We start from the raw sequence: 14,451 nt of genomic DNA on the forward strand, positions 1-14,451 counted from the left end.
CTTATGGTTTTTCGATGCGGCGCTGCAACAAGTTGATCAGCAGCAGCAGGACAAAGGAGACCACCAGCATCAGCACGCCGATGGCGGTGGCGCCGTGGTAGTCGTATTGGTCGAGTTTGACCATGATCAACAACGGCAGGATCTCGGTCTTCATCGGCATGTTGCCGGCGATGAAGATCACCGAACCGTACTCGCCAACACCGCGGGCGAAGGCCAGGGCGAAACCGGTCAGCCAGGCGGGCAGCAGGGCTGGCACGAGGATGTGACGGAATACCTGGAAGGGCTTGGCACCAAGGCAGGCGGCGGCCTCTTCGACTTCACGCGGGATGTCAGCCAGGACCGGCTGCACGGTGCGCACGACGAAGGGCAGGGTGACGAAAGTCAGCGCCAGGGTGATACCCAGTGGTGTGTAGGCGATCTTGAAACCGAGCCAGGTGGCGAACTGACCGACCATGCCGGATGGTGCATAGAGCGCGGTCAGGGCAATACCGGCAACGGCGGTAGGCAGGGCGAACGGCAGGTCGATCATCGCGTCGATGATCTTGCGCCCGGGGAAGGTATAACGCACCAGCACCCAGGCCAGCAGGGTACCGATAAGGCCGTTGACCACTGCAGCTGCCAGGGCGGTGGAGAAGCTGAGTTTCAGGGCGGCCAGCACACGCGGTGCCGAAATGATGGTCCAGAACTGATCCCAGGTGAGCTGGGCGGCATGCACGAACATGGCACCCAGGGGAATCAGCACCAGCAGGCTGAGGTACACCAGGGTGTAACCCAGCGTCAGCCCGAAGCCGGGTATGACGGGGGAAATGCGGCGTGACATAAGGTCCTCGCAGAATTCTCGACCCGGCTCCATGCCGGGGGTGTACGGACCGGAGCCCTTGCCCCGAACCGATTCGCGATTATCCGACACTCCGTGTGGTAAGCGTGAATCGATTGCCGGGCAGGGCCGGATGTGGGGTGGCGGTGGGTATGCCGTTCACCCCGGATTCTTTCCCATCGGGAAAGAGGTGGAGCGTTTTACTGTGCTTGGTAGATTTTGTCGAATACGCCGCCGTCATTGAAGAACTTCGGCTGGGCGGATTTCCAGCCACCGAAGTCCTTGTCGATGGTGACCAGCTTGAGCGAAGGGAACTGCTTGGCGAACTCGGCAGCGATCTTCTCGTTGCGCGGGCGGTAGAAGTTCTTCGCGGCGATGCGCTGGCCTTCGTCGCTGTACAGGTAGTTGAGGTAGGCGGTGGCGACTTCACGAGTCCCTTTGCGATCAACGTTCTTGTCGACCACGGCTACCGGCGGCTCGGCGAGGATGGACAGCGACGGTGCGACGATTTCGAACTGGTCGCCACCTTGTTCCTTCAGCGCCAGGAAGGCTTCGTTTTCCCAGGCCAGCAGCACGTCGCCAATGTTGTTGTTGACGAAAGTGATGGTCGAGCCACGGGCGCCGGTGTCGAGCACAGGAACCTGCTTGAACAGCTTCTGTACGTATTCCTGAGCTTTCTCTTCGCTGCCGTACTTCTGCTCGCCATAGGCCCAGGCGGCGAGGAAGTTCCAGCGTGCGCCGCCGGAGGTTTTCGGGTTCGGCGTGATCACTTCGACGCCCGGCTTGATCAGGTCATCCCAATCCTTGATGCCCTTGGGGTTGCCCTTGCGCACCAGGAACACGATGGTCGAGGTGTACGGTGTGCTGGATTCCGGCAAGCGGGTCTGCCAGTCCTCGGGCAGCAGTTTGCCGAGGTTGTACAGCTCGTCGATATCACCGGCCAGGGCCAGGGTGACCACGTCGGCGCGCAGGCCATCGATCACGGCACGGGCCTGTTTGCCCGAACCACCGTGGGACTGCTGAATGGTGATGGCTTCGTGGCCTTCGGCCTGCCAGTGCTTGTTGAATGCAGCGTTGAATTCCTGGTACAGCTCACGCGTCGGGTCGTATGACACGTTGAGCAGTTGGGTCGCGGCGGCGGCTGGGCCGGCGATCAGGGCGCTGGCCAGTGCGGCCAGGGCAAAACGGCGAATGGACATGGTGTGGCTCCTTGAAATGTCGGTCTTGTTCAGTGTGTGCAGGGGGCGGATTTTTTCGATCAGCTGCGCATTCGACGGCGACAACCGCGGGACATCGTGTTCGCTGTAACGCGTGCATTCATGACTGGCGCTCCGGTGACGGCTGCTTCAGCCCTGTTTCGGGTTCGACGCTTGCAGGCGGAATTTTTCCTTGCGTTCGATCTGTACAACCTGAGCGTTGTGCACGGTGATCTCGACCGAACCGAATCGCAGGTTCTGCAGGGCGGACTGGATTTCGCGCAGGATGCTGGCTTCGTCCTGGCCTTCGACGCTTCTGAGGGTGGCACTCATGACTCTGCTCCTATGGAAAGTTGCCCTTGCCGGTCAGGGGCCTTGGGCGTGGAGCGGATAGTAGGGGGAGGAATATTATTCTTAAAAAGAATATTTATTCATTTTCATATTCTTTTTTGGCTTAAGTGTTGGTGAAGCCGCTCCTGGCTGGCCAATTGCCTGGTATAGGGCGCAATGCAACTTGCGCCGGGGCTTGCGAGTCATAGCTGTAGTCGGGCCACGCGCGCCTCCCGGTGGCGTGTCCCCGCCCCGCCTCAAACCACTCGTCACGTCAGTTCTCAAGGTCATCGCCGTCTGCCTGCGGGGGGCATAGTCTGTGGCTTGAGAGCGTCGAGGTATCGCCATGGAAGAACACGATCTAGCGCCCAGCGAACTGGAAACCCTGACCCTGGAGTTGCTGCACTGTCGTGGTGAGGTCGAGCGGCTGCATGAACGCGAGCAACTGGTCAGCAGCCTGCTGGGCAGCGTCAATGCGGTGCTCTGGGCGTTCGATTGGCAGCAGCGCAAGATCGTCTATGTCAGCCCTGCTTACGAAAGCATCTTCGGGCGTTCTGCCGCACTGTTGATGGGGGACTATAACGAGTGGCTCAACAGCATCTATCCGGATGACATGGAGTTTGCCGCGCAGAGCATGGCGCAGGTGCTGGTGACCGGTTCGGTGGAGCAGCGTGAGTACCGCATCATTCGCGGGGATGGCCAATTGCGCTGGCTGAGCGACAAATGCTTCGTCAGCCCGCGCAACACGCCAGGCGGCCAACCGCTGGTGGTGGGCATTGCCGAGGACATCACCGAGAAGAAGACGCTGCAGGGTGAATTGCATCGGTTGGCGACAACCGACGTACTGACCGGCGTGAGCAACCGCCGGCACTTCTTCGAGATCGCCCAGCTCGACTTCGAACAAGCGCGCCGTGAGGATCTGCCCCTGACTTTCCTGCTGCTGGATGTCGACGACTTCAAGAAGATCAACGACCGTCACGGGCATCAGATCGGCGACCGCGTGCTGCAGCGCCTCGCCCATTGCGGGACCTATGTCATGCGCCGTGATGACCTGTTCGGGCGAATCGGTGGTGAGGAATTCGCTGCCATTTTCCCCGGCTGTGACATCCCGCAGGCGCGTCTGGTGGCTGAGCGATTACAGCGTGAAGTGCAGCGGCTGAGCTTCCCGGGTGACCCCGAACCGTTCGGTGTCACTATCAGTCAGGGCCTGGCCAGCCTGGGGCCGAACGAAGACCTGGAGGACCTCTATGCACGGGCTGATGAGGCCATGTATCAGGCCAAGCGCGGCGGCAAGAATTGCATTGTGGTCGGCTGAGACCGTGCTTTTCGGCATAGATTCAGCGACATAGATAATCTTTTTTGGAATAAATAAATAATTTCTTATTCCTTAACAGGTATAAATACTGCCTCTAGACTTGCCTGCATATTCGTTCGAGGAGGCCCGTCATGAGCAGCCAGACCATCCGTTACCTGATCCTGCCAGGCTGGCAGGGATCCCCCGACAACCACTGGCAGAGCCATTGGCAGCAGAACCTGCCGAACGCCAGGCGGGTGGAACAGGTGGACTGGTTCAATCCCGACCCGCACCAGTGGGTGGCCGAGCTGGAGCGTGCTGTCAGCGCCGACAGTACGCCGGTGATCCTGATTGCCCACAGCCTGGGTTGCATCACCGTCGCTCGTTGGGCAGCACAGGCGCCGTTGGCCTCGTTGCGCAAGGTGCGCGGCGCATTGCTGGTGGCCCCGGCGGATGTCGAACGTCCGGGTTGCCCGGAAGCGCTGCGAGGTTTCGCCCCCATAGCCCGAGAACTGTTGCCGTTTCCCAGCCAACTGGTGGGCTCCGATAACGACCCCGCTGCCAGTGCCGCGCGCGCCATGGAACTGGCCCGCAGCTGGGGCTCGCAGGCGGCGATTCTGGCTGGCGCTGGGCATATCAACGTCAAGTCCGGGCATCAGCGCTGGGAGCAGGGCTTCGGCTATCTCTACCGGCTGCAAAGCCAGATCGAACAGCAGGCGCGGCGCAGCGCATGAACCGAACTCCGCAGCATGAGGCCCGTTCTTGCTGCGGGCTCATCGGTCTTCGGCAAGGTTTCGAAGGACCGGAACATTAGATCGTATACAGCCGTTGACGCACCTGACGACTCGGCCAGGAGAGCACCATGAGTCGCATACCCATCCCCGGCCAGCCTTTGCTGACCTTTCCCGACGCCGATAAAAGCCCACTGAGCATCCGCGCCAAGGCGCTGGTGTTCGTCGATCCACGTTCACGCCAGTTGCGCGAGGAAGTGGAGCAACTGGCATCAGCCAGTCTGCCGGTGTTGATTCATGGTGAAAGCGGGACCGGCAAGGAGTTGCTGGCCCGGCATATTCACCGTGAAAGTGAGCGCGTCGGGTTGTTCGTCGCCGTCAATTGCGGCGCCTTGAGCCCCAAGTGGGGCGAGGCTGAACTGTTTGGCTATGCCGCCGGCAGCCATAGCGGCACAGCCAGTAGCCGTGCGGGCTGGTTCGGTTCGGCCAATGGCGGCACCTTGTACCTCGATGAGATCGGCGACCTGCCGCTGAGCTTGCAGGAAAAGCTGCTGTCGGCCCTGGAAAATCGCGAGGTGTTGCGGGTTGGCGCATCGCAGCCGAGCCCGGTCGAGGTGCGCCTGGTCGCGGCCAGCAGCATTGATCTTGGCCAGGCCGTTGCGGCCGGCAAGTTCATCGAGCGCCTGTACCGCTATCTCGATGAAGGGCGCCTGGTGCTGCCCTCCTTGCGCGACCGGCCGGGCGATATCCTGCCGCTGGCGGAGTACTTCCTCGGAGTTTACAGCCAGCGCCTGTCCCTGGCGGTGCCACAGATCGACAGCACGGCTCAGCTGGCCCTGGAGCGTCATTTATGGCCGGGCAACACCCGAGAGCTGGAGAACGTCATTCATTTCGCTCTGTTGGTGTGCAGCGGCGAACGCATTCTGCCGGAACACCTGAATCTGCCCGTTCCCGCCGCTCCACTTACGGTCATCGAGCAGCAACTGGGCCTGCTCGACGCACAGGATCTGGCGCGCCTGCATGCCTTACTGGGGCAGCTTGCTCTCTAGCCGTTGCGATAAGTCCTGGTTGCCTGATCAGTCGGCAGCCACAGGGGTGCTGCTGCGGCGCTCACCCAGGGTGAAGCGTCCGCTGTAGCGGAACAGCAGGCCAAACAGGGGGTGTTCGATCAGCAGGCGCATGCTGAAGGTTTCTTCGTCCACGGGGCGCTCTTCGATATACGCCTTGCCGAACAGCAGACCGATGGGCACCGGAATATGCCAGCGGCCCAGCCGCCAGATAAAGCCTTTCGAGCGGAACACCAACGCCCCTTCCTCGGCACTGACGGCCAGCCGCAGACCAACGCCAAAGCGCACGTACTCGACCACCTCGGCTTCGCCGAACGGCAGCATGTGTGAGCGAAAGTGAAAGTCGCCCCGGGGAAATTTGAACGCACGGTCCCAGTACAGCGCGGCGTTGTCGGGGCGGCAGCTGTAGTGCACGTCGATGGGAATGTCACGGCCCCGGTACGGGACGATGGCGCCGAACAAGCGGCCGAACGGAATCAGCAGCTTGGCGATCGTTGAGTGATGAATATCGTCCATCTGGCCGCTGACGCAGATGTAGTCGTCGCTGTAACTGCGCAGAAAATAATGGCGGCGGATGATGGGGCCGAGTCGTTGCCACTCGGCGCCGAGTACCTGCTGAAAGATCGGGTCGTGCATCGCATCCTGCCGCTGGCCATGAAAGAGGCATCAGCCTACCTGCTGGCGCCTGTTTCGTCGTGATGACCGTTCAGCAATGCGGAAAATCATTCGTTCAACAGTGTGGTTCAGGAGTACAGCGAAGGCGTTGGCGGTACGCCACTGACTACCCAGTTGCCGATATCGCGCACCTTGTAATCGAGCGGGTCATGCAGCGTGTGCACCCTGACGTTGCGCCAGAAACGATCGAAGCCGAAACGCGAGGCCGTGGCACGCGCGCCCATGGCGTCGAAAATCTGCGCAGTGATATCCAGCGCGGCCCGTGCTGCCGTCACCCGTGCCTCAGCAATCAGCAGGGCGACGTCGCCGCGCTCGGCTGCGCCCAGCGCCGGTTTTTCCCAGGCCAGTTGCAGGTGTTGCGCGGCATTCTCGGCCAGCAGCAGAGCACTGCGGTAGGCGAGCCAGAGTTCGCCATAGCGTTTCTGAATGAACGGATCCTCTTCTGCCGAAGTGACGCCTGCGCCGATCCACGGCCGTGCCTGTTCGCGCGTGTAGCGCAGGGCGCCGTCCAGGGCAGCCTGGGCATTGCCGAGGTAGAGCTGGGTCAGGATCAGTTGCGAAATGCACACCCGCAGGCTGCTGCGCGGGCTTTGGCCGCCGGAGACGAGCAGCTCGTCACTGTCAACGAACACGCCCTCGAATTGCACCGTACCGCTGTCGGTCTGGCGCTGGCCGAAGGCATCCCAGTCATCGTTGATGGCCAGCCCTTCGCGTTGCGCCGGTAACAGCATGAACACCCGGTCAACGGCGTTGTTGCCGCGCGGGGCGCTGACTACCAGGGCGTCTGCGCCTAGTGCACCGGAGCAGAACGACTTGCTGCCGTTCAGCTCATAGTGCTCCTCGTGCGGACGCAATTTGAGCCCTGTGTCACGGCCATTGGTGGCGTTGCCCCAGAACCAGCGCTCCTGCACCGTGCGCGTCAGCCAGTGGCGCTGCTGCTCGACACTGCCGAACAGCAGGATGGTCGCCACTTGCAGGTGCTGGAAGGCGAACAGGTGGGCGAGGGAGCTGTCTGCCGCGGCGAGGTAACGGACGATACGGTAGATCTCCGGCCAGGCCAGCTCGGCACCATCGTAGCGTTGCGGGATTGCCACGTTGAGCAGCCCGCTATCACGAATCAACTGGCGCTCGGCGCGTGCAGAGCCGCCTTGTTTCTCACGTTCGACCACCGTGGCCGCCAGTTCTCGGGCCAGTTGCTCGACCCGTGGGGTGTGTTGGCCAAATTCATAAGGAAACAGACGCGGGTCAAGCAAGGGTTGTTGAGTGGCTTCGGCGCGCCAACGGGCTTCAGCGGGCATTGGCAATCTCCGGCTGCCAGAGGGAGACGGCACTGGCGTCCACGGCCTTGGGCAGCAGGCCTTCGGCGAAGAAGGCATCGGCGATCTTCTGTTGTTCGGCCAGGTTGCCGGGTTCAACCGCTTGGACTTGATAGCTGCGACGGGCGTTGGCTTGTTCGACGATGGCCGGATCGAGGTTGCCCCACAGCGGGCCAAGTATCTGCGCGGCTTCGCTCGGATTGGCGCGCAACCAGTTGCCGGCCTTGACCAGTTCGGCGAACACCACGCTCAACACCTGCGGGTTGGCCTTGGCGTATGCGGTGCTGGTCAGGTAGTAGCGTTGATAGCTGGCCAGCCCTTCACCATCGGCCAGGGTGCGGGTTGGCAACTGGCGCTGGGCGCCACTAAGGAAGGGCTCCCAGGTGACCCAGGCATCTACCTTGCGGTTCTCGAAGGCGGCGCGGCCATCGGCTGGAGTCAGGTAGGCCGGCTGGATGTCGGAAAATTTCAGCCCGGCCTTGGCCAGGGCAGCGATCAGCAGGTAATGGCTGCCGGCGGCCTTGGTCACGGCGATCTTCTTGCCCTTGAGGTCAGCGAGGCTGTGCAGCGGTGAGTCGTCGCGCACGATCACGGCCTGGGCCTCGGGCGAGGCTGCTTCCTGAGCGAAATAGGTGAGTTGTGCCCCAGCGGCCTGGGCAAATACCGGCACGGTGTCGGCCACATCGGCGGACAGGTCGACATTGCCGACGTTCAGCGCTTCGAGCAGCGGCTGGCCACTGGCGAACTCATGCCAGCTGACCCGGATATCCTGCGCGGCAAGCGCTTTTTCCAGGGTGCCCTGATTCTTGAGCAGGCTGATCAGGGTGGAGGATTTCTGGTAGCCGATGCGCAATTGAGTCTGCGCGTGCACCGGCAAGCTGAGCACCAGGCTGAGAATCAGACCCAGGCCGATCAGGGCATGGCGTTTGAACGAATAGAGGTGGGACATGGGCGGACCTCGTCTAGGACGGAGCTACCCGTATGCCGGGCGCATGGACGTTAATTGGTTAATAGCGCGTCCGGTGGTCCGGTAGAACAGAAGCTAAGCGATATAAAAAACCTTCTACAAATAATTTAAGAGAATTAGCTTATGGAGTTTGCCGCGCTTTGTGACGTTTCTTATTCTTTTTTGTTTCAATAAAGTGATAAATAATTCTTTTTAGGGATTAAAAAAATCACATAGATTGCGCTCCACACCGGTAGCGCAAGACACACCGGGCAACACTGTGGGGCATGTAGTTCAGCCAAGGCGCATAGACGCTGGTTCGAGCCCTCATCGCGTAGTCAAAAATCAAGAACGCATCTGGAGCATCGAGCATGAACAAGTCATCCCTGGCGCTGGCCATTGCTTTCGGCGTCATCGCCCAGCAAGCAGGCGCAGCCGGCTTTATCGAAGACAGCAAGGCCACCCTCGGCCTGCGCAATTTCTACTATGACCTGAATACCAAGAACACAGCGGACAGCACTGGCGAAGCCAGCGAGTGGGGCCAAGGCTTCCTGTTCAACTACACCTCGGGTTACACCGAGGGCACTGTGGGCGTGGGTGTTGATGTGGTTGGCTTGCTGGGTGTGAAGCTGGACTCGGGTGGCCGTCAGGGCAAGGCTAATGTTTCTCGTACTCCAGGGCAGCTGTTCCCACGCGAAAGCGATGGCAGCGCTACAGACGAGTTCAGCAAGGCGGGGGCAACTGCCAAACTGCGTTTCTCCAAGACCGAGGCGCGTCTAGGTACTCTGCAGCCGAAGCTGCCGGTGGTGACCTTCAACGACGGCCGACTGCTGCCACAGCTGTTCGATGGTGGTCAGATCACTTCCAACGAGATCGATAATCTGACCCTGACAGCGGGGCAGTTGGAGCACACCACGACGCGTGCATCCTCTGATGCAATCAGCTTGCGCATTGCTGGAGCTGGTGTCGTCGGTGGTCGTCAGGCTGATAGCAACAAGTTCTACTTTGCGGGTGCCGACTACAAGATCACCAAGGATCTGGTAGCGCAGTACTACTACGGCAACCTGGAGGATTTCTACAAGCAACACTTCCTGGGGCTGACCCACAACTGGGCGATTGGTCCAGGCGTGTTGAAGTCCGATCTGCGCTATTTCTATAGCGACTCGGATGGCAAGAACGGCAGCGTTACAGGCCGAGCCGAAGGTTACAAGAGTGGTGGCTACTGGTCGGGTGGCAATGCCAATCCGAACAATGGTGAGGTCGACAACCAAACCTGGAGCGGCCTGTTCACCTACACCCTCGGTGGCCATGCGTTGAGCGCCGGTTATCAGCAGGTATCTGGCGACAGCGCCTTCCCCTTCCTGAACCAGGGTGATGGCTCCACTGCTTACCTGATCACTGATCGTCAGATCGGCAAGTTCCTCAGTGCCGGAGAGCGTACCTGGCTGGCCGAGTACGGCTATGACTTCGCTACTGTTGGTGTGCCAGGCCTGAAGGCCATCGTCACCTACCTGAAGGGTGACAACGTCAAGTCCGCAGGTGGTGATTTACGGGAATGGGAGCGTGACTTCCGCCTCGACTACACCTTGCAGGATGGCGCACTCAAAGGCTTGGGCTTCTCCTGGCGTAACGCTACCCAGCGCGGCAATGTCACTACTGACTCGGATGAGAACCGTCTGATCGTCAGCTACACCGTGCCGCTGCTGTAAGCGGTCGCAACAAGGAAAAGGGCGCTAATGCGCCCTTTTTCATGTCCGGAGTTTGGGCCCGGTTTTGCTCTTTTTTCACTATCGCCCACCGGGGAAGACATCACGCGCAGGGGGGCGCAATGTGCATGCCTACGATTGCATCTCAACGCCTTTATAGAGGCGGAGAGCTGCTCCGGCCCGAGGTATCGAATTACTCGTTGATCGGCTCTTCTTCGCGCAGGTAGAGATAGGCGAGCCCGATAGGCGCGATGACGATGGCGAAGACCCAGCAGAACAGCAGTACCCAGAGCTTCAACAGGAATTCCAGATTACCGTTCAGGAAGCTGGCAAGAAACTGCTCGAGCTTGCCGAACAACCCCTCATAGGTGAACCGCGCATAGGGGTAGAGCAGGCAGCTCACGAGCACGTACGGATAGACCCAGAACGCCCAGGGCTTGGGAGAGAGAAAACCAATGAGCGGCAGGATCGCGCCAATCAGAAGGTGTTTGATGTAGTACTCGGTGGATACGCCACCGAATGCCTTGATGATGGCTGGGTGCATTGGGCCCTCTATTGTGCGGGTTTGCTGGGAGTGCCGATGATAGCCATGGATGATGGCGCAGGGCCATAGTCATGCGATAGCAACAGTGGATGGGTGAGTGGTCCTGCAGGGGACCTCGTGGGCATTGTTTACCATGCTGGAGCGCGGTGATCATCAGCTCAGGGCGGTACCCAGCCAGCCACAAAAAAGCCCGGCACATGGCCGGGCTTCTGTTCTCGGTATAGCGCTTACTGCACGGTGTAGATCTTGTCGAAGATGCCGCCGTCCTGGAAGTGGGTTTTCTGGATTTCCGGCCAGTCGCCGAAGGTCTTCACCACGTTAAGGAAGGTGACTTTCGGGAAGCGGTCTGCGAACTCGGCGAGAATTGTCGGGTTGCGTGGGCGCAGGTAGTTCTCGGCCGCAATACGCTGGCCTTCATCGGACCACAGGTACTTCAGGTAGGCCTCGGCCTCCTTGCGGGTGCCTTTGCGATCGACCACTTTGTCGACCACGGTCACAGGCGGCTCAGCCTCGGCGGAGACGCTCGGGTAGACCACTTCGAAGCTGCCACGACCGAACTCGCGGGCAATCATCTCCGCTTCGTTCTCGAAGGTCACCAGCACGTCGCCGATCTGGTTCTGGATGAAGGTGGTGGTGGCGGCACGGCCGCCGGTGTCGAGCACGGGAGCGTGCTGGAACAACTTGCCGACGAATTCCTCGGCAGCCTTGGCGTCACCGCCTTTCTCCAGCACATAGCCCCAGGCGGACAGGTAGGTGTAGCGGCCATTGCCCGAGGTTTTCGGGTTGGGCACGACCACCTGGACACCGTCCTTGAGCAGGTCCGGCCAATCGTTCAGGCCCTTGGGGTTGCCCTTGCGCACGATGAACACGGTGGCGGAGGTGAATGGCGCACTGTTGTTCGGCAGACGGGTTGCCCAGTCCTTGGGTACCAGGCCGCCGTTATCGGCCAGGGCATTGATGTCGGTGGCCATGTTCATGGTGATCACGTCGGCAGCCAGGCCGTCGATCACGGCGCGGGCCTGTTTGCTTGAGCCGCCGTGGGACATCTGGATCACTAGCGGCTTGTTGCCTTCCGCCTGCCAGTGTTTCTGGAACGCGGCGTTGTAGTCCTTGTAGAAGTCGCGCATGACGTCATAGGAGACGTTGAGCAACGGTGCTGCCTGTACGGCGGAGGTCAGCGCCAGGCCGGCGGCCAGGAGAGTGGCGGGGAGAAATCGTTTCATCGCGCGTCCTTGTAGTGGCATGGGGTAATGGCAGAAGTCGGGCGACTATAGGAGGCCCGCCTTATTCTTTGAAAGAATAATTAGTTTCTTGCTTATTCGATCATTGAAGAAGCCTTGAGGTAGGGGCTTTTCAAATCTGCACCTTCTTTATAGAAGAAAAAGTAATAAATAAATTGTTATTTATTCTTTTTGTTCTTGTTCGTTACTGAGCATAGTGAGCGCCACGTAACGAACCCTAAAGAAGGAGCAGCAACATGAGCATTCGCCTAGGCGATATCGCCCCCGACTTCGAAGAAGACTCCAGCGAAGGCCGCATCCGCTTTCACGAATGGCTGGGCAACAGCTGGGGCGTCCTGTTCTCGCATCCGGCCGATTTTACACCGGTGTGCACCACCGAGTTGGGTTTTACCGCCAAGCTCAAGGATGACTTCGCCAAGCGTGGTGTCAAGGCCATCGCCCTCTCGGTGGACCCGGTCGACTCGCACCTGAAGTGGATCGAGGACATCAATGAGACCCAGAACACCCTGGTCAACTTCCCGATCATCGCCGACTCCGAGCGCAAGGTTTCCGCTCTGTACGACCTGATCCACCCGAATGCCAACGACACGCTGACCGTACGGGCGCTGTACATCATCGACCCGAACAAGAAGGTACGCCTGATCATCACCTACCCGGCCAGCACGGGGCGCAACTTCAACGAAATCCTGCGGGTGATCGACTCGCTGCAACTGACCGACAACCACAAGGTCGCCACACCCGCCAACTGGCAGGACGGTGACGAGGTGGTGATCGTGCCGTCGCTGAAGGACGAGGACGAGATCAAGCAACGTTTCCCCAAAGGCTATCGCGCGGTCAAACCCTACCTGCGCCTGACACCGCAACCGAATAAATAAGGAGCAAGCATGCTGGTGGTATCCCTGGGCGGTAGCCCGAGTCAGCGTTCGCGTTCGGCCGTATTGCTGGACCATGCGCGTCGCTGGCTGGAGCGCCATGGGGTCGAGGTAGTCAGCTACCAGATCCGTGATTTCCAGGCAGAAGATTTGTTGCACGCTCGTTTCGACAGTCCGCAGATCCAGTTGCTGACCCAGCAGATCGCCAATGCCGACGGCCTGCTGGTTGCGACCCCCGTGTACAAGGCGTCGTTTTCCGGGGCGCTGAAGACCCTGCTCGATCTGCTCCCCGAGCGTGCCTTGCAGCACAAGGTGGTACTGCCCATGGCCACCGGTGGCAGTGCGGCGCACATGCTGGCCGTGGACTATGCACTCAAGCCGGTGCTGGCCGCGTTGAAGGCACAGGACATGCTCCAGGGCGTGTTCGCCGACGACAGCCAGATCGCCTATGGCGAAGGCAGCGGGCCAGGGCATCTGGTGCCGGTGCTGGAGCAGCGACTGGTCGATGCGCTGGAGCAGTTCCTCAGTGCCCTGGCCCGTCGTCCGCAACCGCTGGACCCGAGCATTCTGAATGACCGCTTGGTGAATGCCCGCTGGAGTATTTGAAGCCCAACCGGAAGGAGTCCGGAGGGTGTTGCAGAAGTACGTATGAACGAATCGCCCTACGCGCCCGACAACGGGCCTGTTGGCAGTCAACCCTGATATTCATTTGCAAGGAGAGCGCCATGCGCACTATCACTTTACGTCGGAGCCTGGTTGCCCTGTTTGCAGCGGCTATCTCGTTCGGCGCCATTACTCAGGCTCAGGCCGATACGTTGCGTATCGGCTATCAGAAATACGGCACGTTGGTGCTGCTCAAGGCCAAGGGCTCGCTGGAGAAGCGCCTGGCCGAGCAGGGCGTCGAGGTGAAATGGACCGAGTTCCCGGGTGGCCCGCAGCTGCTCGAAGGGTTGAACGTCGGCTCGGTAGACTTCGGCGTGACCGGTGAAACACCGCCCGTATTCGCCCAAGCTGCAGGTGCCGATCTGCTGTACGTGGCCTATGAGCCGCCAGCACCGACCAGCGAGGCGATCCTGGTACCGAAGGATTCACCGCTCAAGTCCGTGGCCGAACTCAAGGGCAAGAAGGTCGCCCTGAACAAAGGCTCCAACGTGCACTACCTGCTGGTGCGTGCACTGGAAGATGCCGGCCTGAAGTACAGCGACATCCAGCCCGTTTACCTGCCGCCAGCCGATGCCCGCGCCGCGTTCGAGCGTGGCAGCGTCGACGCCTGGGTCATCTGGGACCCCTTCCAGGCTGCTGCCGAACAGCAGCTGCAGGCACGTACTCTGCGTGACGGCACCGGCCTGGTCGACAACCACCAGTTCTACCTGGCAACCAAGACCTACGCCGAGAAGCACCCGCAGGTGATCAGTGCGCTGATCGAGGAAGTCCGCGCCGTGGGTGAAGATTCCAAGGCCGACCCGGACAAGGTGACCGAGCAGGTCGCGCCGCTGCTGGGCCTGCCCAAGGACATCACTTCGATTGCGGTGAAGCGCCAGGGTTATGGCGCGCAGTTCCTCACCCCTGAAGTGGTAACCGCGCAGCAGAAGATCGCCGACACCTTTACCGAGCTCAAGCTGATTCCGAAGAAGCTCAGCATCAAGGACGTGATCTGGACTCCCCCGGCCAAGCTGGCCAAGCAACCGTAACAACGCCACCCCGACCACGGGAACG

Annotated in this window: 15 protein-coding genes; 7 read left to right on the forward strand and 8 right to left on the reverse strand. The window is 60.5% G+C overall.

Features of this window, described 5'->3' with window-relative positions:
* Position 1: 1 nt before the first annotated feature.
* The 3 genes from cysT to oscA form a co-directional block, all read right to left on the reverse strand.
* Complete coding sequence (gene cysT / locus ACWPW0_RS00870; RefSeq protein ID WP_447588109.1) at positions 2-820, reverse strand: sulfate ABC transporter permease subunit CysT; 819 nt, start codon at positions 818-820, stop codon at positions 2-4.
* A 197-nt stretch (positions 821-1,017) separates the two neighbouring features.
* Positions 1,018-2,016 (reverse strand): sulfate ABC transporter substrate-binding protein, encoded by a 999-nt coding sequence (locus ACWPW0_RS00875; protein ID WP_447588111.1) that lies wholly within the window; start codon positions 2,014-2,016, stop codon positions 1,018-1,020.
* A 147-nt stretch (positions 2,017-2,163) separates the two neighbouring features.
* Positions 2,164-2,346 carry a sulfur starvation response protein OscA gene (gene oscA, locus ACWPW0_RS00880; protein WP_447588113.1) on the reverse strand — a complete coding sequence of 61 codons (183 nt, stop codon included), beginning with the start codon at positions 2,344-2,346 and terminating at the stop codon, positions 2,164-2,166.
* Positions 2,347-2,689: 343 nt separating this feature from the next.
* On the opposite strand from oscA, the gene ACWPW0_RS00885 reads away from it, so the two are divergent.
* The 3 genes from ACWPW0_RS00885 (at position 2,690) to ACWPW0_RS00895 (ending at position 5,417) form a co-directional block, all read left to right on the forward strand.
* Positions 2,690-3,658 (forward strand): GGDEF domain-containing protein, encoded by a 969-nt coding sequence (locus ACWPW0_RS00885; protein WP_447588114.1) that lies wholly within the window; start codon positions 2,690-2,692, stop codon positions 3,656-3,658.
* A 131-nt stretch (positions 3,659-3,789) separates the two neighbouring features.
* Complete coding sequence (locus ACWPW0_RS00890) at positions 3,790-4,371, forward strand: RBBP9/YdeN family alpha/beta hydrolase (RefSeq protein WP_454254144.1); 582 nt, start codon at positions 3,790-3,792, stop codon at positions 4,369-4,371.
* A 128-nt stretch (positions 4,372-4,499) separates the two neighbouring features.
* Complete coding sequence (locus tag ACWPW0_RS00895; RefSeq protein ID WP_447588117.1) at positions 4,500-5,417, forward strand: sigma 54-interacting transcriptional regulator; 918 nt, start codon at positions 4,500-4,502, stop codon at positions 5,415-5,417.
* Positions 5,418-5,444: 27 nt separating this feature from the next.
* On the opposite strand, the gene ACWPW0_RS00900 is transcribed toward ACWPW0_RS00895, so the two are convergent.
* From ACWPW0_RS00900 to ACWPW0_RS00910, 3 genes are all read right to left on the reverse strand, one after another.
* Positions 5,445-6,071, reverse strand: coding sequence for a DUF4166 domain-containing protein (locus ACWPW0_RS00900; protein WP_447588119.1), 627 nt, complete (start codon positions 6,069-6,071; stop codon positions 5,445-5,447).
* 107 nt (positions 6,072-6,178) lie between these two features.
* Positions 6,179-7,408 (reverse strand): acyl-CoA dehydrogenase family protein, encoded by a 1,230-nt coding sequence (locus ACWPW0_RS00905; protein WP_454254145.1) that lies wholly within the window; start codon positions 7,406-7,408, stop codon positions 6,179-6,181.
* Complete coding sequence (locus ACWPW0_RS00910; protein WP_454254146.1) at positions 7,398-8,375, reverse strand: aliphatic sulfonate ABC transporter substrate-binding protein; 978 nt, start codon at positions 8,373-8,375, stop codon at positions 7,398-7,400. The genes ACWPW0_RS00905 and ACWPW0_RS00910 overlap by 11 nt, the downstream gene beginning before the upstream one ends.
* A gap of 368 nt (positions 8,376-8,743) precedes the next feature.
* On the opposite strand from ACWPW0_RS00910, the gene ACWPW0_RS00915 reads away from it, so the two are divergent.
* Positions 8,744-10,081, forward strand: a complete 1,338-nt coding sequence (locus tag ACWPW0_RS00915) for an OprD family porin (RefSeq protein ID WP_454254147.1) — start codon at positions 8,744-8,746, stop codon at positions 10,079-10,081.
* Between the two features lie 190 nt (positions 10,082-10,271).
* On the opposite strand, the gene ACWPW0_RS00920 is transcribed toward ACWPW0_RS00915, so the two are convergent.
* Both ACWPW0_RS00920 and ACWPW0_RS00925 read right to left on the reverse strand, forming a co-directional pair.
* Complete coding sequence (locus ACWPW0_RS00920) at positions 10,272-10,622, reverse strand: hypothetical protein (RefSeq protein WP_447588126.1); 351 nt, start codon at positions 10,620-10,622, stop codon at positions 10,272-10,274.
* A gap of 227 nt (positions 10,623-10,849) precedes the next feature.
* The gene (locus ACWPW0_RS00925; RefSeq protein WP_447588127.1) at positions 10,850-11,845 is read right to left on the reverse strand and encodes a sulfate ABC transporter substrate-binding protein; all 996 of its coding nucleotides are present in this window, start codon (positions 11,843-11,845) and stop codon (positions 10,850-10,852) included.
* A 254-nt stretch (positions 11,846-12,099) separates the two neighbouring features.
* Here ACWPW0_RS00925 and ACWPW0_RS00930 point away from each other — a divergent pair, with 254 nt between their 5' ends.
* The 3 genes from ACWPW0_RS00930 (at position 12,100) to ACWPW0_RS00940 (ending at position 14,426) form a co-directional block, all read left to right on the forward strand.
* Entirely contained in the window at positions 12,100-12,738 is a 639-nt protein-coding gene (locus ACWPW0_RS00930) for a peroxiredoxin (protein WP_447588129.1), read from the forward strand.
* A 9-nt stretch (positions 12,739-12,747) separates the two neighbouring features.
* Positions 12,748-13,341 (forward strand): NADPH-dependent FMN reductase, encoded by a 594-nt coding sequence (gene ssuE, locus ACWPW0_RS00935; RefSeq protein WP_447588130.1) that lies wholly within the window; start codon positions 12,748-12,750, stop codon positions 13,339-13,341.
* 119 nt (positions 13,342-13,460) lie between these two features.
* A complete protein-coding gene (locus ACWPW0_RS00940; RefSeq protein WP_454254148.1) occupies positions 13,461-14,426 on the forward strand; it encodes a sulfonate ABC transporter substrate-binding protein in 966 nt (321 codons plus the stop codon).
* Positions 14,427-14,451 lie beyond the last annotated feature (25 nt).

The organism is Pseudomonas sp. Marseille-Q8238 (genome assembly GCF_965111915.1).

Bases quoted from the DNA above. Each gene is read 5' to 3' on its own strand.
- ssuE (WP_447588130.1), top strand. From the start codon at position 12,748: ATGCTGGTGGTATCCCTGGGCGGTAGCCCGAGTCAGCGTTCGCGTTCG.
- ACWPW0_RS00875 (WP_447588111.1), bottom strand. From the start codon at position 2,016: ATGTCCATTCGCCGTTTTGCCCTGGCCGCACTGGCCAGCGCCCTGATC.
- ACWPW0_RS00900 (WP_447588119.1), bottom strand. From the start codon at position 6,071: ATGCACGACCCGATCTTTCAGCAGGTACTCGGCGCCGAGTGGCAACGA.
- ACWPW0_RS00890 (WP_454254144.1), top strand. From the start codon at position 3,790: ATGAGCAGCCAGACCATCCGTTACCTGATCCTGCCAGGCTGGCAGGGA.
- ACWPW0_RS00905 (WP_454254145.1), bottom strand. From the start codon at position 7,408: ATGCCCGCTGAAGCCCGTTGGCGCGCCGAAGCCACTCAACAACCCTTG.
- oscA (WP_447588113.1), bottom strand. From the start codon at position 2,346: ATGAGTGCCACCCTCAGAAGCGTCGAAGGCCAGGACGAAGCCAGCATC.
- ACWPW0_RS00915 (WP_454254147.1), top strand. From the start codon at position 8,744: ATGAACAAGTCATCCCTGGCGCTGGCCATTGCTTTCGGCGTCATCGCC.
- ACWPW0_RS00885 (WP_447588114.1), top strand. From the start codon at position 2,690: ATGGAAGAACACGATCTAGCGCCCAGCGAACTGGAAACCCTGACCCTG.
- ACWPW0_RS00910 (WP_454254146.1), bottom strand. From the start codon at position 8,375: ATGTCCCACCTCTATTCGTTCAAACGCCATGCCCTGATCGGCCTGGGT.
- ACWPW0_RS00940 (WP_454254148.1), top strand. From the start codon at position 13,461: ATGCGCACTATCACTTTACGTCGGAGCCTGGTTGCCCTGTTTGCAGCG.
- ACWPW0_RS00930 (WP_447588129.1), top strand. From the start codon at position 12,100: ATGAGCATTCGCCTAGGCGATATCGCCCCCGACTTCGAAGAAGACTCC.
- ACWPW0_RS00920 (WP_447588126.1), bottom strand. From the start codon at position 10,622: ATGCACCCAGCCATCATCAAGGCATTCGGTGGCGTATCCACCGAGTAC.
- ACWPW0_RS00925 (WP_447588127.1), bottom strand. From the start codon at position 11,845: ATGAAACGATTTCTCCCCGCCACTCTCCTGGCCGCCGGCCTGGCGCTG.
- cysT (WP_447588109.1), bottom strand. From the start codon at position 820: ATGTCACGCCGCATTTCCCCCGTCATACCCGGCTTCGGGCTGACGCTG.
- ACWPW0_RS00895 (WP_447588117.1), top strand. From the start codon at position 4,500: ATGAGTCGCATACCCATCCCCGGCCAGCCTTTGCTGACCTTTCCCGAC.